Annotated in this window: 20 protein-coding genes; 9 read left to right on the forward strand and 11 right to left on the reverse strand. The window is 73.6% G+C overall.

Annotated elements, in window-relative coordinates; genetic code table 11:
- The first annotated feature begins 211 nt into the window (after window positions 1-211).
- Window positions 212-1081 carry a PAC2 family protein gene (locus GA0070622_RS19955; protein ID WP_091575251.1) on the forward strand — a complete coding sequence of 290 codons (870 nt, stop codon included), beginning with the start codon at window positions 212-214 and terminating at the stop codon, window positions 1079-1081.
- A 114-nt stretch (window positions 1082-1195) separates the two neighbouring features.
- A complete protein-coding gene (locus GA0070622_RS19960) occupies window positions 1196-1987 on the forward strand; it encodes a GntR family transcriptional regulator (protein ID WP_091575253.1) in 792 nt (263 codons plus the stop codon).
- 102 nt (window positions 1988-2089) lie between these two features.
- Here GA0070622_RS19960 and mshC read toward each other — a convergent pair whose 3' ends face one another.
- The 4 genes from mshC to GA0070622_RS19980 all read right to left on the reverse strand — a co-directional run bounded on the left by mshC (window position 2090) and on the right by GA0070622_RS19980 (window position 5605).
- The gene (gene mshC, locus GA0070622_RS19965) at window positions 2090-3328 is read right to left on the reverse strand and encodes a cysteine--1-D-myo-inosityl 2-amino-2-deoxy-alpha-D-glucopyranoside ligase (protein ID WP_091575256.1); all 1239 of its coding nucleotides are present in this window, start codon (window positions 3326-3328) and stop codon (window positions 2090-2092) included.
- Window positions 3329-3394: 66 nt separating this feature from the next.
- Entirely contained in the window at window positions 3395-4213 is an 819-nt protein-coding gene (locus GA0070622_RS19970) for an SCO1664 family protein (protein WP_091575259.1), read from the reverse strand.
- Complete coding sequence (locus GA0070622_RS19975; RefSeq protein ID WP_091575261.1) at window positions 4210-4791, reverse strand: DUF3090 domain-containing protein; 582 nt, start codon at window positions 4789-4791, stop codon at window positions 4210-4212. Before GA0070622_RS19975 ends, GA0070622_RS19970 begins: the two co-directional genes overlap by 4 nt.
- Before the next feature lie 103 nt (window positions 4792-4894).
- The gene (locus GA0070622_RS19980; protein WP_091575264.1) at window positions 4895-5605 is read right to left on the reverse strand and encodes a histidine phosphatase family protein; all 711 of its coding nucleotides are present in this window, start codon (window positions 5603-5605) and stop codon (window positions 4895-4897) included.
- 525 nt (window positions 5606-6130) lie between these two features.
- On the opposite strand from GA0070622_RS19980, the gene GA0070622_RS19985 reads away from it, so the two are divergent.
- The gene (locus tag GA0070622_RS19985) at window positions 6131-6712 is read left to right on the forward strand and encodes a hypothetical protein (RefSeq protein WP_091574381.1); all 582 of its coding nucleotides are present in this window, start codon (window positions 6131-6133) and stop codon (window positions 6710-6712) included.
- A gap of 64 nt (window positions 6713-6776) precedes the next feature.
- Here the strand turns inward: GA0070622_RS19985 and GA0070622_RS19990 are convergent, their stop codons facing one another.
- Together GA0070622_RS19990 and GA0070622_RS19995 are read right to left on the reverse strand one after the other, a co-directional pair.
- The gene (locus tag GA0070622_RS19990; protein ID WP_091575266.1) at window positions 6777-7613 is read right to left on the reverse strand and encodes an undecaprenyl-diphosphate phosphatase; all 837 of its coding nucleotides are present in this window, start codon (window positions 7611-7613) and stop codon (window positions 6777-6779) included.
- Complete coding sequence (locus GA0070622_RS19995) at window positions 7610-8662, reverse strand: LLM class F420-dependent oxidoreductase (RefSeq protein ID WP_091265972.1); 1053 nt, start codon at window positions 8660-8662, stop codon at window positions 7610-7612. Before GA0070622_RS19995 ends, GA0070622_RS19990 begins: the two co-directional genes overlap by 4 nt.
- A gap of 164 nt (window positions 8663-8826) precedes the next feature.
- Between GA0070622_RS19995 and GA0070622_RS20000 the strand changes: the two genes are divergently transcribed.
- Both GA0070622_RS20000 and GA0070622_RS20005 read left to right on the forward strand, forming a co-directional pair.
- The gene (locus GA0070622_RS20000) at window positions 8827-9798 is read left to right on the forward strand and encodes an aldo/keto reductase (RefSeq protein WP_091575269.1); all 972 of its coding nucleotides are present in this window, start codon (window positions 8827-8829) and stop codon (window positions 9796-9798) included.
- 104 nt (window positions 9799-9902) lie between these two features.
- Window positions 9903-10094: a DUF5703 family protein gene (locus tag GA0070622_RS20005; protein ID WP_091575272.1), complete on the forward strand. Its 192-nt coding sequence runs from the start codon at window positions 9903-9905 to the stop codon at window positions 10092-10094.
- Window positions 10095-10149: 55 nt separating this feature from the next.
- On the opposite strand, the gene GA0070622_RS20010 is transcribed toward GA0070622_RS20005, so the two are convergent.
- Entirely contained in the window at window positions 10150-10803 is a 654-nt protein-coding gene (locus GA0070622_RS20010) for a hypothetical protein (RefSeq protein WP_091575275.1), read from the reverse strand.
- Window positions 10804-10864: 61 nt separating this feature from the next.
- Entirely contained in the window at window positions 10865-12184 is a 1320-nt protein-coding gene (locus tag GA0070622_RS20015; protein WP_091575278.1) for a M20/M25/M40 family metallo-hydrolase, read from the reverse strand.
- Window positions 12185-12298: 114 nt separating this feature from the next.
- Between GA0070622_RS20015 and GA0070622_RS20020 the strand changes: the two genes are divergently transcribed.
- The 3 genes from GA0070622_RS20020 to GA0070622_RS20030 are packed head-to-tail and all read left to right on the forward strand — an operon-like array spanning window position 12299 to window position 14207.
- The gene (locus tag GA0070622_RS20020; RefSeq protein ID WP_091575280.1) at window positions 12299-12916 is read left to right on the forward strand and encodes a hemerythrin domain-containing protein; all 618 of its coding nucleotides are present in this window, start codon (window positions 12299-12301) and stop codon (window positions 12914-12916) included.
- Window positions 12917-12963: 47 nt separating this feature from the next.
- Window positions 12964-13950 carry a LysR family transcriptional regulator gene (locus GA0070622_RS20025; RefSeq protein WP_091575283.1) on the forward strand — a complete coding sequence of 329 codons (987 nt, stop codon included), beginning with the start codon at window positions 12964-12966 and terminating at the stop codon, window positions 13948-13950.
- Between the two features lie 20 nt (window positions 13951-13970).
- Window positions 13971-14207 carry a hypothetical protein gene (locus GA0070622_RS20030; protein WP_091575286.1) on the forward strand — a complete coding sequence of 79 codons (237 nt, stop codon included), beginning with the start codon at window positions 13971-13973 and terminating at the stop codon, window positions 14205-14207.
- A 46-nt stretch (window positions 14208-14253) separates the two neighbouring features.
- On the opposite strand, the gene GA0070622_RS20035 is transcribed toward GA0070622_RS20030, so the two are convergent.
- From GA0070622_RS20035 to GA0070622_RS20040, 3 genes are all read right to left on the reverse strand, one after another.
- A complete protein-coding gene (locus GA0070622_RS20035) occupies window positions 14254-14604 on the reverse strand; it encodes a DUF3140 domain-containing protein (RefSeq protein WP_091575288.1) in 351 nt (116 codons plus the stop codon).
- Window positions 14604-14777, reverse strand: a complete 174-nt coding sequence (locus GA0070622_RS32625) for a hypothetical protein (protein WP_157779062.1) — start codon at window positions 14775-14777, stop codon at window positions 14604-14606. Before GA0070622_RS32625 ends, GA0070622_RS20035 begins: the two co-directional genes overlap by 1 nt.
- 62 nt (window positions 14778-14839) lie before the next feature.
- The gene (locus GA0070622_RS20040; protein WP_091575290.1) at window positions 14840-17389 is read right to left on the reverse strand and encodes an ATP-dependent Clp protease ATP-binding subunit; all 2550 of its coding nucleotides are present in this window, start codon (window positions 17387-17389) and stop codon (window positions 14840-14842) included.
- Window positions 17390-17502: 113 nt separating this feature from the next.
- Between GA0070622_RS20040 and GA0070622_RS20045 the strand changes: the two genes are divergently transcribed.
- Window positions 17503-17880: a hypothetical protein gene (locus GA0070622_RS20045; RefSeq protein WP_091575293.1), complete on the forward strand. Its 378-nt coding sequence runs from the start codon at window positions 17503-17505 to the stop codon at window positions 17878-17880.
- The last annotated feature ends 167 nt before the right edge of the window (window positions 17881-18047 follow it).

Raw genomic sequence — 18047 nt, forward strand, 5'->3', positions numbered from 1 at the left:
CCGGTCACACCAACGGAGGCATCCCACATAGTGTCAGGCGGATCACGGCGTACCCTTCGTCCGGTTCGCCCGGGTGGTCCGGCCGGGCGACCGGCGCGGCCGACGGGCCGGCTCCCGCGGCGGCACGTAGGCTGACGGACGTGAAGGACATCAGGGACGCGACGGGTCGATCACGCGGCGCCGCTCCCGACGAGCAGGGTGAGGTGACGGCGTGACCGAGTTCGACGGGCTGCCGGTTCTGCGCTCCCCGGTCGCCATCGCGGCCTTCGAGGGCTGGAACGACGCCGCGGACGCCTCGACCGCCGCCGTGGAGCATCTGGAGCAGGTCTGGCAGGCGCGGCAGGTGACCGAGCTGGACCCGGAGGACTTCTACGACTTCCAGGTCAGCCGGCCGACCATCACCATGGCTGACGGGGAGACCCGCCGGGTCGAGTGGCCGACCACCCGTTTCATGGTGGCCAGCCCGGACGGCACCGAGCGCGACGTGGTGCTGATCCGGGGCATCGAGCCGAGCATGCGCTGGCGCACCTTCTGCGAGCAGGTGCTGGAGATCTGCCACAGCCTGGAGGTCGAGCGGGTGGTGCTGCTCGGCGCGTTGCTGGCCGACGTCCCCTACACCCGGCCGCTGCCGATCAGCGGCAGCGCGTCGGACGCCGACGCGGCCAAGCGCTACCAGCTCACCCCCACCCGGTACGACGGCCCGACGGGCATCGTCGGCGTGCTGCACGACGCCTGCACCCGGGCCGAGGTCGACGCCGTGTCGTTCTGGGTGCACGTGCCGCACTACGCCAACAACCCGCCCTGCCCGAAGGCGACGCTCGCGCTGCTGCACCGGGTCGAGGAGGTGCTCGACCTGCCGGTGCCGATGGCCGACCTGGCCGAGGAGGCCGCCGAGTGGGAGCAGCGGGTGCGCAGCGCTGCCGAGCAGGACGCCGAGCTCGGTGAGTACGTGCGCGAGCTGGAGGAACGGGTCGGCGACGCCGGCATCACCCCGTTGACCGGGGACGAGATCGCCCAGGAGTTCGAGAAGTACCTGCGCCGCCGCGGCGGTTCCGCCGGCCCGACCGCGGGCTCCTGGTAGCTCTTTTCGTCGAAGCCGGGCCCTCTTGCCGGGGCCCGGCTTCTTCGTGTCCGGGGTGGCGCCGTCACACCCTCTAGGGCATCCTAGGAACCTAGCTGTTCTGAGGAGGCGGGCATGCAGATCAACCCGGGCGCGGCCGAGTTCCCGCACCGGCAGATCGCCGCGCAGCTCAAGGCGCAGGTGCGCCGCGGCGACTGGGCGCCGGGCGAGCGGCTGCCGTCCATCCCGGCCATCGCCGAGATGTTCGGCGTCGCCAAGCAGACCGTGCAGCGCGCCGTCGACCAGCTGCGGGTCGAGGGCGTCCTGATCACCAAACCCGGCTCGGGTACGTACGTCCGGGGCACCCGGCGCCGCCTCAACCGCCTGGCCCGGGGCCGGTACGGCGGCTTCCGCGGCTACCACACCGACCTGGCCGCGCGGTACCGCCAGCAACTGGTCTCGGTCGGCCGCTCCCCCGCCCCGGCGGAGGTGGCCGACGCGTTCGGCGTCGCCGACGGCACCGACCTGCTCTGCCGGCGGCACCTGGTCCGCACGGACGACTCCCCGGTCGAGGTCGGCGCGTCCTGGTTCCTGCCCGCCGACACCGCCGGCACCTCGCTGGAGCGCGCCGAGGCGTTCGGCCGGCCGCTCTACCAGGAGGCCGAGGAGGCGACCGGCCGCCGGTACGTCACCGCGACGGACACGATCAGCGCCCGGCAGCCCAGCCGGGAGGAGGCGGAGATCCTGCAGATCCGCCCGGACACGCCGGTGCTGCACCTGCTGCACGTCGCCTTCGACGAGCGGCACAAGCCGATCGAGGTCGCCCAGGCCACCTGGCCCGGCCCGATGACCACGCTCACCGAGGAGTACAGGATTCCCGCTCCGGCGCCCGAGCGGGACCCGGATCCCGGCCTCGTCCTGGGCTGATCCGCCACCGCGACACCCCGACGACAGCCGGGCCGGCGCGCGATCGGCAGGTGTTAAGCGGGGGCCCCTCCTCTACCGCAGGCGTTAAGAAGGGGCCCTTCCTTACAGCCGGATGCCGAGCAGGGCGTCGACGGTGTCGGCGAACAGCGTCGGGGCGTCCTTGTCGTCGGCCACGCCGGCGAGGGTCTGGGCGGCCCAGGCGTCGGCCACCGCCAGGGCGCCCGGCGTGTCCAGGTCGTCGGCGAGGCGCTCGCGCACCCCGGCCAGCAGCGCCGCGCCCGACGGTCCGGCGGGCGCGGCGGCGGCCCGTCGCCACCGGCCCAGCCGCTCCTGCGCCTCGACGAGCAGCTCGTCGGTCCAGGAGCGGTCGCTGCGGTAGTGGCCGCTGATCAGCGCCAGACGCACCGCCATCGGGTCGACCCGGTCGGCCCGCAGCCGCGACACGAAGACCAGGTTGCCCTTGGACTTCGACATCTTCTCGCCGTCCAGGCCGATCATGCCGGCGTGCACGTAGTGGTCGGCGAACGGCGCCTCGCCGGTCAGCCGCTCGGCGTGCGCCGCGGAGCACTCGTGGTGCGGGAAGAGCAGGTCGTTGCCGCCGCCCTGCACGTCGATCCGGTCGCCGAGCAGGTTGAGTGCGATCACCGCGCACTCGATGTGCCAGCCGGGGCGGCCGGGGCCCAGGTCGCCGCCGGGCCAGGACGGCTCGCCCTCGCGGGCGCCGCGCCACAGCAGCGGGTCGAGCGGGTCCCGCTTGCCGGGGCGGTCGGGGTCGCCGCCGCGCTCCGGGAAGATCTCCAGCATCTGCTCGCGGGACAGGTTCGACTCGTAGCCGAACTCCGGGGCGGCGGAGATGTCGAAGTAGACGTCGCCGGTGCCGTCGTCGAGCCGGTACGCCGCGCCGTCCTTGAGCAGCACGAGCACCTTCTCGGCGATGTCCGGGATGGACTCGACCGCGCCCACGTAGTGCGCCGGCGGGATGATCCGCAACGCCTCCATGTCCTCGCGGAACAACGCGGTCTCCCGCATGGCCAGGACCTTCCAGTCCTCGCCGTCGCGCTCGGCCCGCTCCAGCAGCGGATCGTCGATGTCGGTGACGTTCTGCACGTAGCTCACGGTCAGGCCGGCGTCGCGCCACATCCGCTGCACCAGGTCGAACGTGATCATCGTCGCGGCGTGCCCGAGATGGGTGGCGTCGTACGGGGTGATGCCGCAGACGTACATCGAGGCGGCGCTGTCGGGCCGGCTGACGTGGGGCCCCTGTCGCGCCGAGTCGTACAACCTCAGCGGTGCGCCCTCACCTGGCAGCCGTGGCACCTCGTGCCCTACCCAAGACTCCATAACGCCAGCCTAACGACCGCGCGGACGCTCAGGAGCCGGCCCACGGGTGATCAACGCGACAGCGGCTCACATCGGCGGCCAGGGCATCGCCGGCCACTCCTCCGGCGGCTGCGGGAAGCGGCCGGTGTCGCGCAACCGCCGCACCCGGGCGGCCAGCGCCGTCACCTCGCCGATGGTGAGGTGCTCGGACAACTCCTCGCCCAACGCGCCGCCGAGCTGACCGGTGAGGCAGTCGAGCATCTCGACCGCGTCCGGCGGCAGGTGGCGGCCGGCCCAGCCCCAGAGCACCGTGCGCAGCTTCTCCTCGGCGTGGAAGGTCACGCCGTGGTCGACGCCGTAGATCCGGTCGTCCGGCCCGACGAGCACGTGGCCGCCCTTGCGGTCGGCGTTGTTGATCACCGCGTCGAGGACGGCCAGCCGGGCCAGCCGGGGATCGTCGGCGTGCGCCAGCGCGTACGGCGTCCCGTCGTCGTCGCGGGCCGCGGCGATCGGGAACCAGCGCGGCGGCACCGACTCGGCCGGGACGAACCCGACCAGCGGCTCGGCGTCGGACGGCTCGTCGATCCAGAGCTGGCACGAGCCGGGCCCGAAGGGGCCGTCGCGCAGCACGGTCGGCGGCACCAGGTCCCATCCGGTGGCGTGGGAGACCAGGTAGGCGGCGACCTCCCGGCCGGCGAGCGTGCCGTCCGGGAAGTCCCAGAGCGGGCGCTCACCGCGTACCGGCTTGTAGACGCAGTGGGCGGTGAGCCCGCCGAGGGCGAGGACACCGCGCAGCGTGGCGTTGGAGGCGTCGACCAGCCGCCCCTCCAGGGTCAGCTCACCGTCGGCGAGCAACCGCAGCGCCTCGGCGCCGTCCTGGCGGGGCTGCAGTTCCGACGAGGTCACCGGTGATAGCCGTTGTGCCGGGGGCAGAGGTGACCGGCCGGGTCGAGCGGTTGCCCGCAGAGCGGGCAGGGGGGCCGGCCGGCGTTGACCACCCGCTTGGCCCGTTCGATGAACTCGCGGGTCGCCTCGGGCGTCAGCCGCACCCGGAGCCGGTCGAGGTCGTCGTCCGGCTCCTCCGGCTCGTCCTCGACGTCGTCGTCCGCGTCGCCCAACTCGACCTCGACCTCGGCCTCACCGACGGCGATCGCCTCGATCACCACGGTGGCGGTGTCCACGTCGAAGGCCAACCCCAGCGTGCCGACCCGGAACTCCTCGTCGACCGGGGTGTCCAGCGGCTCGTTGTCGCCGCCCACCGGCGGGGCCGCCTCCGGCAGCTGCACGCCGAACCGGCGTTGCGCCTCGGAGAGCAGTTCCTCGAGCTTCTCGGCGAGCAGCGACACCTGGACCTTCTCCAGCGCGACGCTGACCAGCCGGCCGCCGCCCCGCGCCTGGAGGAAGAACGTACGCTCCCCCGGCGGGCCGACCGTTCCGGCGACGAACCGCTCCGGCGGCTCGAAGGCGTGCACCTGGTGCGTCATACCCACGACCCTATCCGGCGCGCGGAAGCACCGCGCAGCCCACCGACGCCGAATCCGCCCAGAGCGCAACGCCCCGGTCGCGCCCGGTCCCGCCGCCTCCGCCTCACCCGGCCGCCCCGGCGCCGCCACCGACCGCCGCGTCCGAGGTGGTGGGCCGGGCCGTCCGCCGACGCCGCCGGCGCGGCGGGACCAGCGACGACAGGTCGCCGCCAGTGTCGTTGAGCCGGACCAGGAACGGCCGCAGCGGCGTGTAACGGATCGCCGTCACCGACGCCGGGTCGGCCACGATCCGCTGAAAGAGATCCAGGTGTACGCCGAGCGCGTCCGCCACGATCGCCTTGATCACATCGCCGTGGCTGCACGCCAGCCAGACCGCCTCGGGCCCGTGCTCGGCGGTGACCCGCGCGTCCCACGCCCGCACCGCGGCGACCGCGCGCGCGGACATCGCCGCCATCGACTCGCCCTCGGGGAAGGCCGCGGCGCTCGGGTGCTGCTGGACCACCGGCCAGAGCGGCTCCTTCGCCAGCTTCTTCAGCGACTGCCCCTCCCAGGCGCCGTAGCCGCACTCGATCAACCCGTCCTCGACCACCGGCTCGACGCCGGGCAGCGCCAGGTCGAGGGTCTGTCGGCACCGGATCAGCGGACTGCTCACAACCGCCGCGAGCGGCAGCCCGGCGAGCCGTCCGCCGACCGCCGTGGCCTGGGCCCGCCCGGTGTCGTCCAGCTCGACCGGTTGCCGGCCGGCCAGGCCGCCGTCGGCGTTCGCGGTGGTCCGGCCGTGTCGCAGAAGCAGAAGGGTCGCCACGCTGACCACCCTAGGCGGTGCCACCCCGGCCACCCGTCCCCCACCACCGCGGCGACGGGCACCGAGCGCCGGGCGACCGGCATGTCGCGCAGGGCTGGCGGGAACGCACCCCACCGCACTCCCGTACTCCGCAGACCATCCAGCACACCGTAAATGGGACATCCGTCCCGGATCGCAGGAACCGGGAAGATCTTGGAAGCGGAAGGCCCCCGGAGGGGCCGTTTCCTACCAAGATCTCGAAGGCGGCACCGGAGGCCTGGGCGGCGTGTCTGGTTCGGGCGTGGTCGGGGACACCGGCCGGGCGGAATGGGTCCACGGGCCGAGGCGTTGTACCGGGTGCACGGCTGAGCAGCGGAAACGCCACCACCCCGCGGAATGACGGCGGGTCGCCGGTCGTTGCACAGGGTTCCGCCGCCACCACGAGGCCCCCGGCCCGGTGAGCCGGTCGGATCCTTCCCCCGAAGACTTCTCCGAGCGCCTGACGGCTGCTCGCGTGCCCACCCCCGGGCGCGTCGACCCCCGAACGGAGCCCCCATGAACACCATGCTGCGCAAGAGCATCCTCGGTATCGCCGGTCTGACCGTCGCCGGTGGCCTCGCCGCCGGCCCGCTCAACCACTCCGACGGCACCCCCGCGCCGCGGGAGAGCGCCGTGGCCGTGCAGAGCCGCCTCGACACCGCCGCGCTGATCCCGCACGGCGTGCAGGGCGCCCAGTCGCGCATCGACCTCACCGACGAGCAGACCGCCAACGCCAAGGCGATCATCGCCGCCACGAAGAAGGCCGGCATGGACGAGCGCGCCGCGGTCGTGTCGATCGCCACCGCCCTGCAGGAGTCGAAGCTGGAGAACCTCGGGCACCTCGGCGACCGCAACGACCACGACTCCCAGGGCCTGTTCCAGCAGCGCCCCTCCTCCGGCTGGGGCACGGTCGAGCAGATCACCGACCCCGAGTACTCGACCACCGCGTTCCTCAAGGCCCTGAAGCAGGTCGACGGCTGGCAGGACATGCCGCTGACCGTCGCCGCGCAGACCGTCCAGGTCTCGGCCTACCCCGACCACTACGCCCAGTGGGAGCAGCAGGCCGCCGACATCGTCGCCGCCCACTGGAACAGCTGAGAGACCGACACGAAGGCCGGCTCCCCCGAGAGGGGGTGCCGGCCTTCGTCGGGTCCGGGCGCGGTCAGGTGGCGCTGATCGTGCCGGTGAGCAGCAGGCAGAGTACGAGAGTGCCGAGCGCCACCCGGTAGAGCACGAAGACGTACAGCGTGTGGTGGGCGACGTAGCGCAGCAGCCAGGCGATGGCCGCGTACCCGATCGCGAACGCGATGAGCGTCGCGACCACCATCTGCGCCACGCTCGGCGCGGCGGTGCCCGGCGCGGAGGGTTCGAACACGTCCGGCAGGCTGAACACGCCGGAGATGACCACGGCGGGGATGGCCAGCAGGAACGAGTACCGGGCCGCGGTCTCCCGGGTGAGGTTGAGGAACAGGCCGACGGTCAGGGTGCCGCCGGAACGGGACACACCCGGGATGAGGGCCATCGCCTGGCCCAACCCCATCGCCACACCGTCACGCATCCGGAAGTTCTCCAGCGTGCGGGTCTGCCGTCCCCAGTACTCGGCGAAGGCGAGCACCAGAGCGAAGAAGATCAACGTGAAGGAGATCAGGTAGAGGTTCCGGCCGGCGGTGCGGATCTGGTCCTTGAAGAGCAGCCCCAGAATGCCGATCGGGATGGTGCCGACGATGACGTACCAGCCCATCCGGTAGTCGAGGCTGGAGCGCACCGAGCGGTCGACCAGGCCGAGGCACCAGGTGCGGACGATCCGCCAGATGTCCTTGAAGAAGTAGATGAGCACGGCGGCCTCGGTGCCGAGCTGGGTCACCGCGGTGAACGACGCGCCCGCGTCCCGGCCGAAGAAGATCGCCGAGGTGATCCGCAGGTGCCCCGACGACGACACCGGCAGGAACTCGGTGAGCCCCTGGACGATGCCCAGGACGATGGCCTCGACCCAGGTCACTCGCCGACCCCGGACAGGTCGAGGGCCTCGGCGACGGTGCGCAGCGTCTGCACGCCGCTGTCCCGGTCGGCCACGAACAGCGTCACCGACAGGGTGGTGACGCCGGCGGCGGCGTACTCCCGCATCCGCTCGGCGATGCGCTCCTTCGGACCGAGCAGCGAGGTGCGGTCGATGAACTCCATCGGCACGGCGGCGGCGGCGTCGCGCTGCCGCTTGGCCAGGTAGAGGTCCTGCACCTCGCGGGCCGCGTCGCCGTAGCCCATCCGGGTGGCGAGCTGGTTGTAGAAGTTCTGCTGCCGGCTGCCCATGCCGCCCACGTAGAGCGCGGCGTACCAGCGGACCAGCTCGGCGCAGGTGGCGATGTCGTCACCGACCACCACCGGCACGGATGGGACCACGTCGAAGCCGGCCAGCTCCTTGCCGGCCTTGGCCCGACCGGCCCGGACGGAGGCGAGCTGCTCCTCGGCGAACTCGGGGGCGTAGAAGACGGCCAGCCAGCCGTCGGCGATCTCGCCGGCCAGTTCCAGGTTCTTCGGGCCGACCGCGGCCAGGTAGATCGGGATGTGCTCGCGCGGCGGGTGGAAGCCCAGCCGCAGCGCCTTGCCCGGCCCGTCGGGCAGCGGCAGCGTGTAGTGCTCGCCGTCGTACGCGACCTCCTTGCGGGCCACCGCGAGCTTGACGATGTCGACGTACTCCCGGGTGCGGGCCAGCGGCTTGGCGAACCGGACGCCGTGCCAGCCCTCGGAGACCTGCGGGCCGGAGACACCCAGGCCGAGGCGGAACCGGCCGCCGGAGAGGGCGTCGATGGTCGCGGCGGTCATCGCGGTCATCGCCGGCGTACGGGCCGGGATCTGCATGACCGCGGCACCGACGTCGATCCGTTCGGTCTGCCCCGCCATCCAGGCCAGCATGCTCGGCGAGTCGGAGCCGTAGGCCTCCGCGGCCCACACCACCGAGTAGCCGAGACGGTCCGCCTCCTGGGCGAGCGCCAGGTGGTCGGCCGGCGTGCTCCACGCCGTCTGGTATCCGAGGCTGAGCCCGAGTCGCACTGGTCCTCCCACCGTCCGCACCACAGGTCGCATCAGGTTACGCAATGAGGGTGGCACCCCCGACCACCGGCTCGCCCCGAACACGTCACACCGGTCTGCGGTCGCGCGGGAAGTTGACTGCGGCGAGGATATCCGTGACGCCGGGTTCGAAATAAGGTTCACGCATGCAACAGCGACCGCTCGGCCGAAGCGGGCTGGCGGTTTCGCGGCTCGCGCTCGGCACCATGACCTGGGGACGGGACACCGACGCCGACGACGCGGCCGCCCAGCTGAAGAGCTACCTCGACGCGGGCGGCAACCTCGTCGACACCGCCGACGTGTACGCCGACGGCGACGCCGAGTCGGTGATCGGTTCCCTGCTGGGCAGCCTGGTGGACCGCGACGAGCTGCTGATCGCCACCAAGGCCGGGCTGCGCCCGGGCAGCGGCCGCCGCCGCGACGGGTCGCGCGGGCACCTGCTGCGGACGCTGGACGCCTCGCTGCGTCGCCTCGGCACCGACCACGTCGACCTGTGGCAGGTCCACGGGTACGACCCGGACACGCCGCTGGAGGAGACGCTCACCGCGTTGGACCACGCCGTGTCCAGCGGGAAGGCCCGGTACGTCGGCGTGTCGAACTTCTCCGGCTGGCAGACCGCCCGGGCCGCCGCCTGGCAGGCCGCCTGGCCGGGACGCGCCCCGGTGGTCGCCGCCCAGGTGGAGTACTCGCTGCTGGAGCGCGGCGTCGAGCGTGAGGTGCTCCCGGCCTGCGCCGGGATGGGGCTGGGTGTGCTGCCCTGGTCGCCGCTGGGCCGGGGGGTGCTCACCGGCAAGTACCGCAACGGCCGCCCGGCGGACTCCCGCGCGGTGTCGCCGCACTTCGAGCGCTTCGTGGCCACCTACCTGGAGCCGCGCTGCTCCAGCATCGTGGAGGCGGTGGCGATCGCGGCCGGCGGCCTCGGCGTGTCGCCGCTGGAGGTGGCGCTGGCCTGGGTCCGGGACCGGCCGGGTGTGACCGCGCCGATCCTCGGCGCCCGCACGGTCGGGCAGCTGCTCGGCGCGCTCCAGGTGGAGCGGGTGACGCTGCCGGACGAGATCGTCACCGCGCTGGACGACGTCTCCGCCGTGCCGGTGGGCTACCCCGAGCGCGACGGCTGACCGGCGACCCCGCCGACGCGGCGTGCGGCGGGGGCGCACGCCGGTGCGGCCCGGGTCACCGTCAGGGGGTGGCGGAGGGCCCGCGAGCTGGGCAGCATAGGGGCATGGACTACGAATACGCGCCGCTGCGGTTGCCGTCGAACGTCGATCGGCTGACCGCCGCGGCGCAGCTGGCGATCCAGGCGGAGTTCTCCGGCTGGGAGTTGGCCCGGGTGCAGCTCTACCGGGACGGCACGCGGCAGGTGCTGCTGCGGCGCCGCCGGGTGAACCAGCCGCAGCCGGGCCTGTCGTACTGACGTCGGCGTCGTCCCGGGGCCGCGCCGCGCGGTGCGGCCCCGGGACAACCACGGCCTAGTGGGCGTGGTCGTGCTCCTCGTCGAGTTCCAGGAACGGGTGCTCGTCGAGCCGGCCGACCAGCCGGTCGTCGGCGGCTGGCTGGAACGGGCCGACCGGGTCGTCGTCGTCGAACGACTCCAGGTCGACCGGGGTGCCGACCTCGCTGACCATGACCACGCCGTCGAGCGGCTCCAGCTCCGGCACGTCGAGCGCGGACAGCGAGCCGTCACCGCTCTGCAGCAGCTCCAGCACCGCCTCGCCGACGCCCTCGACCGGCGCCGGCTCGTCCTCCTCCGGGGTGCCCTCCCGGCGGGCCGCCTCGGCCGCCCGCAGCAGCGCGGCGACACTGGGCACCCGGTAGTCGCGGCGCTGCCGCACCGAGATCACCCGCGGGTGCGGGTCGGTGGGCTCGCCGCCCTCGACGGCGCCGAAGCGCTCGTCCGCCTCGTCCGGGTCGATCGACTCCACGTCCCAGGGCGTCACCTCGCCGAACGCGTCGAGCAGCTGCTCGTCGTAGGCGAACGAGGCGTTGTTCAACGCCACGTACGCCTGCCAGACGGCGTCGTCGTCGATCCGGCCCTGGGCGGCCCGGACGGCGGCCAGGTGGGCGCGGGCGGCGTCGATCACGCGCTCGAGGGCGGCGTCCAGCTCACCGTGCTGGTCGGTCATGTGAGGCAGTCCCTTCGCGATGGGGGGAGGTTCCGCGCCGGCGGCGCCGCGGTGGGCGCGGTCAGCAGTTGCGGAGGAAGCGGTCGAGAACCCGCACGCCGAACTGTAGTCCGTCCAGCGGAACCCGCTCGTCGATGCCGTGGAACAGGCCGGAGAAATTGAGATCGGCGGGCAGCCGCAGCGGCGCGAAGCCGAAGCAGCGGATGCCGAGCTGGGAGAACGCCTTGGCGTCGGTGCCGCCGGAGAGCATGTACGGCACCGGGTGGGCGCCCGGGTCCTCGGCGCGCAGCGCGGCCGACATCTGCGCCACCAGGTCGCCGTCGAACGTGGTCTCCAGCGCCGGCTGGCGCTGGACGTACTCGATGGCGATGTCCGGCCCGACCAGCTCGCGCAGCTGCCGCTCCAGCTCCTCGCTCTGCCCGGGCAGGCTGCGGCAGTCGATGGTGGCGGTGGCCCGGCCGGGGATGACGTTGTCCTTGTAGCCGGCGGCGAGCCGGGTCGGGTTGGCGGTGTTGCGGATCGTGGCGCCGATGATGTTGGCGATCGGGCCGAGCTTCGCGATCGCCGTCTCCGGGTCGTCCGGGTCGATCTCGATGCCGAGGACGTCGGAGACCTCGGCCAGGAACGCCCGCACGGTGTCGGTCATCACCACCGGGAAGCGGTGCCGGCCGATCCGGGCGACCGCCTCGGCGAGCGCGGTCACCGCGTTGTCGTCGTGCACCATCGAGCCGTGGCCGGGCCGCCCCCTGGCGTGCAGGCGCAGCCAGTCGATGCCCTTCTCGGCGGTCTCGATCAGGTAGAGCCGGCGCTGCTCGTCGACCGAGTAGGAGAAACCGCCGACCTCGCCGATCGCCTCGGTGCAGCCGTCGAAGAGCCCGCGGTGCCGCTGGGTCAGGAAGTGCGCGCCGTAGTCGCTGCCGGCCTCCTCGTCGGCGGTGAAGGCGAGCACCACGTCGCGCCGGGGCCGTACGCCGGTGCGCTGCCAGTCGCGCACCACGGCCAGCACCATGGCGTCGAAGTCCTTCATGTCGATCGCGCCCCGGCCCCACAGGTAGCCGTCGCGGATCTCGCCAGAGAACGGGTGCACCGACCACTCGTCGGGGTCGGCGGGCACCACGTCGAGGTGGCCGTGCACCAGCAGGGCGTCCCGCCCGGGCTCGGTGCCGGGGATCCGGGCGACCAGGTTGGCCCGCCCGGGCGCGGACTCGTGGATCTCGGCGTCCACACCGACCTCGGCGAGCTTCTCCGCGACGTACTCCGCGGCGCGCCGCTCCCCCGCGCTGGTGTCGTTGTCCCCGGTGTTGGTGGTGTCGATGCGCAGCAGGTCGCGGCAGAGGTCCACGACCTCGTCGGTGGGCTCGGGTCGGGCGGAGGTCGTCATCGCTTCCTTATACCAGCCGGGCGGGACCCGACGGCCGGCGCGGTGCGCGCCGGTTTCGCGCCACGCGCGACCGGGTAACGCCGAACATCGATTCCCCGTCCCGAGGAGGGCACCATGACCGTCCCCCTGCCGCCGTTGCCGCCGGCCGCCGACGACGCGTACCGGCCGGGTGGGCGGAGCCTGGCCGACCTCGTGGACGCCGAGCACCGCGCGCTGCTCGGGCTGGCCGACCAGGTCACCGATCCGACGCTGGACCCGGCCGGCCGCCGCGCCGTGCTCGACGTGCTCACCGCCGCGGTGTCCCGGCACCTGTCCGCCGAGGAGCAGTACCTGTTCCCGGCGGCCCGCGCCGCGGTGCCGGAGAGCGAGGAGCTGGTCGCGCGGGAGATCGAGGCCGACGCCGCCCTGCTCACCGCGTTGAAGGCACTGTCCGGTCCGGACGACCCGACGGTCGCCGAGGTGGCCGAGCGGGTGCGCCGGCACGTCAGCCGGGTCGCCGCCCTGGTCACGCCGCTGCGGGAGGTGGCCAGCGACGCCGAGCTGATCCGGCTGGGCAACCGGTGGGAGATTGCCGAGGAGGCCGCGCCGACCCGGCCGCACCCGGGCACGCCGGCCACCCCGCCCTGGAACAAGATCGTCGAGCCGGCGGTGGGCGTGCTGGACAAGGTGCGCGACGCGGTGAGCGGTCGGCGTACCCGGCTGGCCGACCTGGAGCACCGCCGCGACGCCTGAGCCGATCGCCCCTTCCGCACACCGGTTCGTGGTCCTACCGTCACCCTATGAATCTGGAGCTGCGACACCTGCGTGTGGTCTGCGCGATCGCGGAGACGGGAAGCGTCACCAAGGCCGCCTCCACGCTCGGCCTGGCCCAGCCGGCGCTGACCGCCCAGCTCCAGCGGATCGAGCGGGCGCTCGGCGGGCCGCTGTTCGAGCGGGACCGGCGCGGCGCCCGACCCACCGCGCTGGGCGAGCTGGTGCTGGACCGGGCCCGGGTGCTGCTGCCGGCGATGAAGGGCCTGCAGGACGAGGCGGCGCGGCTGGCCGGCGCGGGTGATCCGCTGCGCCGTTACCGGTTCGGCGGGGTGAACAGCCCGATCCTGGGCCGCCTGGTGCACCGGCTCGCCGCCGAGCGTCGCGACGTGCAGATCACCACGTACGCCTCCTGGTCGGTGGACGAACTCGCCCAGATGGTCGCCGGCGGGCGGCTCGACTTCGCGTTGACCGGCGTGTGCGGTGACGCGGCGCCGTCGGCGATGTTCGGGTTGAGCTGGCGGGAGGTGGCCGTCGACCCGGTCTTCGTGCTGCTGCCGCAGACCCACCCGCTGGCCGACCGGTGCGAGATCGACCTGGTCGACCTGCGCCGGGAGCAGTGGGTGGCGGCGCCGGGCGACGGCTGCTTCGGCGACTGCTTCGCCGCCGCCTGCTCCCGCGCCGGTTTCACCCCGCGCAAGGTCTACGAGGCGGACGTGCGGGCCGCCCTGGACCTGGTGGACGCGGGCGAGGCGGTGGCGCTGTGCCAGGCCACCTTCCGGCCGGTCGCCGGCCTGGTCACCCGCCGGCTGGCCGGTACGCCGCTGCGCTGGCGGCTGCTGCTCGGGTGGCACCCGGACGCGCCCGCCGCGGCGGTGGCCGAGCCGGTGCTGGAGAGCGCGGTGGCGGCGTACACCGACGCGCTGGCCCACCATCCGGACTATCTGACCTGGCTGCTGGCCCATCCGGACTTCGGGGTGCAGCCGACCGGGGCGGGCGGGGTGCGAACCGCCTGAACGCGGGTATCACCGCCGGCATGACTGATCTGTATCCGGCCGCCGACGAGCGGGAGCTGCTGCGCCAGGCGGCCACCGCGCACACCGCCGCCGCCGCCGACGTGGAGGCGTTCCTGCGCCGGCTGCCGGAGGTGCCGGACCCGGCGGACGTCACCGAGTACGCCAACCTGCTCAGCCGCGAGGAGCGGGCCCGCGCGGACCGGCAGGCCGCGGCCGACGCGGCCGGCCTCCTGCTGCCCAGCCTGGAGTCGGAGTAGACGCCGGTGCCCGGGCGGTCGTCCGCCCGGGCACCGCCACGTCCGCTCAGCGTTCGACCAGCACGTCGTGACCCAGGTCGAGAAGCGCGTGCCGCCACTCGTCGTCGGCGTTGCCCCGGCGCGGCTTCTGCTCGCTGAGTTCCCGGATCCGGGTGATCGCGTCGCGCATCACCTCGATGTCCTCCGGCGTCAGGTCCACCTTGCGCTTGCGCAGCACGGCGAGGATCTGCCGGCCCGGTTCGGGCAGGTCCAGGTCCGGGTCCGGGCCGAACGCCTCCTCCCCCGACCCGCGGGTCAGCAGCCACTGCCGCAGCTGCTCGGAGGGGACGTTCACCTCGGCGTGGAAGTCGTCCCAGATCACCTCGACCTCGGGGTCGAGTCGCGCCTCGCGTACCATCACGCCTCCTCTCCCGGCGACGGCCCGGACACCTCCGGCTCGCCCTCGCCCTCCGGTCTCTGCTGGGTCAGTCCCTCCGGCGGCACCCGGACCCGGGACGGGTTGGCCGTCGGGGCCACCGTGATCGGCTCGCCGGCCGCGGTGTCCTCCCGGGTCTCCTCGGGCTCGGTCATGTCCGCCCTCCGATCCGTCGGCGACGGGCCGCGCCGGCCCGTCGGGGATGGGCCGTCCCCCCTCACCGGGGGTGGGACGTGGTGGCGGCCGTGTAGCCGCGCTCGCCGGCGGACACCTCGAAGACGAGCTGGTCGTCCCGGGCGTCCACGGTGACCTTCTGCCCCGGCGAGATCTCGTTCTCCAGCAGCATCCGGGACAGCCGGTTGTCGACCTCGCGCTGGATCACCCGGCGCAGCGGGCGGGCGCCGAACTCCGGCTGGTAGCCGTGCTCGGCGAGCCAGTCGACGCCGGCGGTGGAGAACTCGACCTGGATGTCCTGGGCGTGCATCCGGCGGCGGGTCTCCTCCAGCAGCAGGCCGGTGATCTGCCGCAGCTGCTCGGCCTCCAGGCGCTGGAAGATGATGATCTCGTCGATCCGGTTGAGGAACTCCGGTCGGAAGTTCTCCTGCAACCGGCGCATCAGCCGTTCCCGCAGCTCGGTGGACTCCTGCTCGCCGGGCTCGCCGGTGGCGAAGCCGACGGTGCGCTGGGTGCCGGTGATCAGCTCCGAACCGAGGTTGCTCGTCATGATCAGCACGGTGTTCTTGAAGTTCACCGTCCGGCCCTGGCTGTCGGTGAGCCGGCCGTCGTCGAGCACCTGGAGCAGGATGTTGAACACATCCGGGTGCGCCTTCTCGATCTCGTCCAGCAGCACCACCGCGTACGGGCGGCGGCGGACCGCCTCGGTGAGCTGACCGGCCTCCTCGTAGCCGACGTACCCGGGCGGGGCGCCGACCAGCCGGCTGACCGTGTGCCGCTCCTGGAACTCGCTCATGTCCACCCGGACCATCCGGTCCGCCTCGCCGAACAGCGCCTCGGCGAGCGCGCGGGCCAGCTCGGTCTTGCCGACGCCGGTGGGGCCGAGGAACAGGAAGCTGCCCATCGGCCGGTTCGGGTCGGCCAGGCCGGTACGGGAGCGGCGCACCGCCTCGGCCACCGCGCTGACCGCGTCGTCCTGCCCGATCACCTTCTCGTGCAGGTGCCCCTCCAGGCGCAGCAACCGGTCGCGTTCCTCCTCGGTCAGCTGGTTGACCGGGATGCCGGTGGCCCGGGAGACCACCTCGGCGATCTCCTTCGGCCCGACCTCGGGCACGTGGTTGGGTCCCTCGTCGCCCCGGGCGCGGCGGATCTGGTCCTCCAGCTCGGCGAGCCGGTCGCGCAGCGAGGAGGCCCGCTCGTACTGCTCGTCGGAGACGGCCTGCTCCTTGTCCCGGCGTACCTCGTCGAGCTGCTGCTCCAGCTCGCGCACGTCGGAGGCGGGCGTGCGGGTGCGCAGCCGGACCCGGGCACCGGCCTGGTCGATCAGGTCGATCGCCTTGTCCGGCAGGAACCGGTCGGTGACGTACCGGTCGGACAGCTCCCCGGCGGCGACCAGCGCCTCGTCGGTGAACCGGACCTGGTGGTGGGCCTCGTAGCGGTCGCGCAGGCCGCGCAGGATGGCCACGGTGTCCTCGACGGTCGGCTCGGGCACCAGCACCGGCTGGAACCGCCGGGCCAGCGCGGCGTCCTTCTCGATGCTGCGCCGGTACTCGTCCAGCGTGGTCGCGCCGATCACCCGCAGCTCCCCGCGGGCGAGCGCCGGCTTGAGCATGTTGGACGCGTCCATCCCGCCCTCGCTGCCGGCGCCCCCGGCGCCGACCAGGGTGTGGATCTCGTCCAGGAAGATGATCAGCTCGTCGCGGTGGGCGCGGATCTCGTCGATGACCTTCTTCAGGCGTTCCTCGAAGTCGCCCCGGTAGCGGGTGCCGGCCACCAGGCCGGCCAGGTCGAGCTGGATGACGCGCTTGCCGATCAGCGTCTGCGGCACGTCGCCGTCGCAGATCCGCTCGGCCAGCCCCTCGACGATCGCGGTCTTGCCGACCCCGGCCTCGCCGATGAGCACCGGGTTGTTCTTGGTCCGCCGGGACAGGATCTCCACCGCCTGCTCGATCTCGTCGGCGCGGCCGATCACCGGGTCGATTTGGTCCATCCGGGCCAGCTCGGTGAGGTCCTGCCCGTACTGGTCGAGCGTGGGCGTGCCGCGGTCCGGGCGGGGGCCGTTGGCCGCGCCGCGTTCGGCGCTGGCCGCCTGCAACGACTCGGGCTGGATCCGGCCGGCGGCGAGCATCCGGCCGGCCGGCGACTCGGGGTTCAGCGGCAGGGCCATCAGGATGTGCTCGGGCCCGATGTAGTTCGCGCCCATGGCCCGGGAGAGCTGGTGGGCGTCCAGCAGCGCCCGCTTGGCCGCCGGGGTGAGCGACAGGTTCGGCGGCACGTCGCCGCCGGGCGCGCCGTCGCCGCGCCCGCCGAGCGCGTTCACCAGCGCGTCCGGGTCGGCGCCGGCGCGGCGGACCAGGTCCCGCAGCGGCTCGCGCTGCAACGCCGCCCAGAGCAGGTGGTCGGTGTCCAGGTCGTTGCTGTGCTTCTGGGCGGCCCGCCGGGCCGCGTCGGCCAGCATCTCCCGCGCGTCGGCGGTCATCAGGCGGGTGATGTCCACCCGGTGGGCCGGTCGGCGTCCCCCCTCGCCCCGGCCGAAGTAGCGGGCCAGGAACTCGTCCCACGGGTCGTTGCCGAAGTCACCGGGTCCCATCATCTTCGTCCTCCGCAGTCGGTCGGCACGGCCGGGACGCGACAGGGCGCGGCACGGTCGGCGGTGGCTACCCGGCGGTCGGCGCGACAAACGCGACCGGATGGCAGGCTGGGGTCATGGAGAGCAGACCGCTGCTGGTCGTGGACGGCGCGAACGTGGTGGGCTCGCGCCCGGACGGCTGGTGGCGGGACCGGGCCGGCGCGGCGGCGCGGCTGCGCGACGCGCTGGCGCCGCTGGCCGACCAAGGGGTGCCGCCGGAGCTGCCGCCCCCGGTGCAGGTGGTGCTGGTGGTGGAGGGCGCGGCCCGGCACGTGGCCCCGACGGACGGGGTCGACGTGGTGTCCGCGCCCGGTTCCGGCGACGACACGGTGGTCGAGCTGGTGGCCGCCGCGCCGGAGCGCCGGCGGGTGGTGGTCACCGCCGACCGGGAACTGCGCGCGCGGGTGAGCGCGCTCGGGGCGGAGGTGCGCGGGCCGCGCTGGCTCGGCCGCTGACCGCCACCGCCGGTCCCGGCGTCGGGACCCGCGCGTCCGCCGACGGGACCGCACGCACCGCCCCGACGCGGTCTTCGCGCACGTCAGGGCCCCAATCGGACACTCGGGCAGGAACGACGCGAGGGTGGATGTTCGTCCACCCGTCGGGATGAGTTGTAATGGAGATC

Origin of the sequence: Micromonospora sediminicola, from assembly GCF_900089585.1 — a bacterium.
In the GTDB taxonomy this organism is placed as follows: domain Bacteria; phylum Actinomycetota; class Actinomycetes; order Mycobacteriales; family Micromonosporaceae; genus Micromonospora; species Micromonospora sediminicola.

What these genes read in the sequence shown, in the direction of transcription:
- GA0070622_RS19960 (WP_091575253.1), top strand. Translation starts at nt 1,196, where the DNA reads ATGCAGATCAACCCGGGCGCGGCCGAGTTCCCGCACCGGCAGATCGCC.
- mshC (WP_091575256.1), bottom strand. Translation starts at nt 3,328, where the DNA reads ATGGAGTCTTGGGTAGGGCACGAGGTGCCACGGCTGCCAGGTGAGGGC.
- GA0070622_RS19975 (WP_091575261.1), bottom strand. Translation starts at nt 4,791, where the DNA reads ATGACGCACCAGGTGCACGCCTTCGAGCCGCCGGAGCGGTTCGTCGCC.
- GA0070622_RS19985 (WP_091574381.1), top strand. Translation starts at nt 6,131, where the DNA reads ATGAACACCATGCTGCGCAAGAGCATCCTCGGTATCGCCGGTCTGACC.
- GA0070622_RS20000 (WP_091575269.1), top strand. Translation starts at nt 8,827, where the DNA reads ATGCAACAGCGACCGCTCGGCCGAAGCGGGCTGGCGGTTTCGCGGCTC.
- GA0070622_RS20005 (WP_091575272.1), top strand. Translation starts at nt 9,903, where the DNA reads ATGGACTACGAATACGCGCCGCTGCGGTTGCCGTCGAACGTCGATCGG.
- GA0070622_RS20010 (WP_091575275.1), bottom strand. Translation starts at nt 10,803, where the DNA reads ATGACCGACCAGCACGGTGAGCTGGACGCCGCCCTCGAGCGCGTGATC.
- GA0070622_RS20015 (WP_091575278.1), bottom strand. Translation starts at nt 12,184, where the DNA reads ATGACGACCTCCGCCCGACCCGAGCCCACCGACGAGGTCGTGGACCTC.
- GA0070622_RS20020 (WP_091575280.1), top strand. Translation starts at nt 12,299, where the DNA reads ATGACCGTCCCCCTGCCGCCGTTGCCGCCGGCCGCCGACGACGCGTAC.
- GA0070622_RS20025 (WP_091575283.1), top strand. Translation starts at nt 12,964, where the DNA reads ATGAATCTGGAGCTGCGACACCTGCGTGTGGTCTGCGCGATCGCGGAG.
- GA0070622_RS20030 (WP_091575286.1), top strand. Translation starts at nt 13,971, where the DNA reads ATGACTGATCTGTATCCGGCCGCCGACGAGCGGGAGCTGCTGCGCCAG.
- GA0070622_RS20035 (WP_091575288.1), bottom strand. Translation starts at nt 14,604, where the DNA reads ATGGTACGCGAGGCGCGACTCGACCCCGAGGTCGAGGTGATCTGGGAC.
- GA0070622_RS32625 (WP_157779062.1), bottom strand. Translation starts at nt 14,777, where the DNA reads ATGACCGAGCCCGAGGAGACCCGGGAGGACACCGCGGCCGGCGAGCCG.
- GA0070622_RS20040 (WP_091575290.1), bottom strand. Translation starts at nt 17,389, where the DNA reads ATGATGGGACCCGGTGACTTCGGCAACGACCCGTGGGACGAGTTCCTG.
- GA0070622_RS20045 (WP_091575293.1), top strand. Translation starts at nt 17,503, where the DNA reads ATGGAGAGCAGACCGCTGCTGGTCGTGGACGGCGCGAACGTGGTGGGC.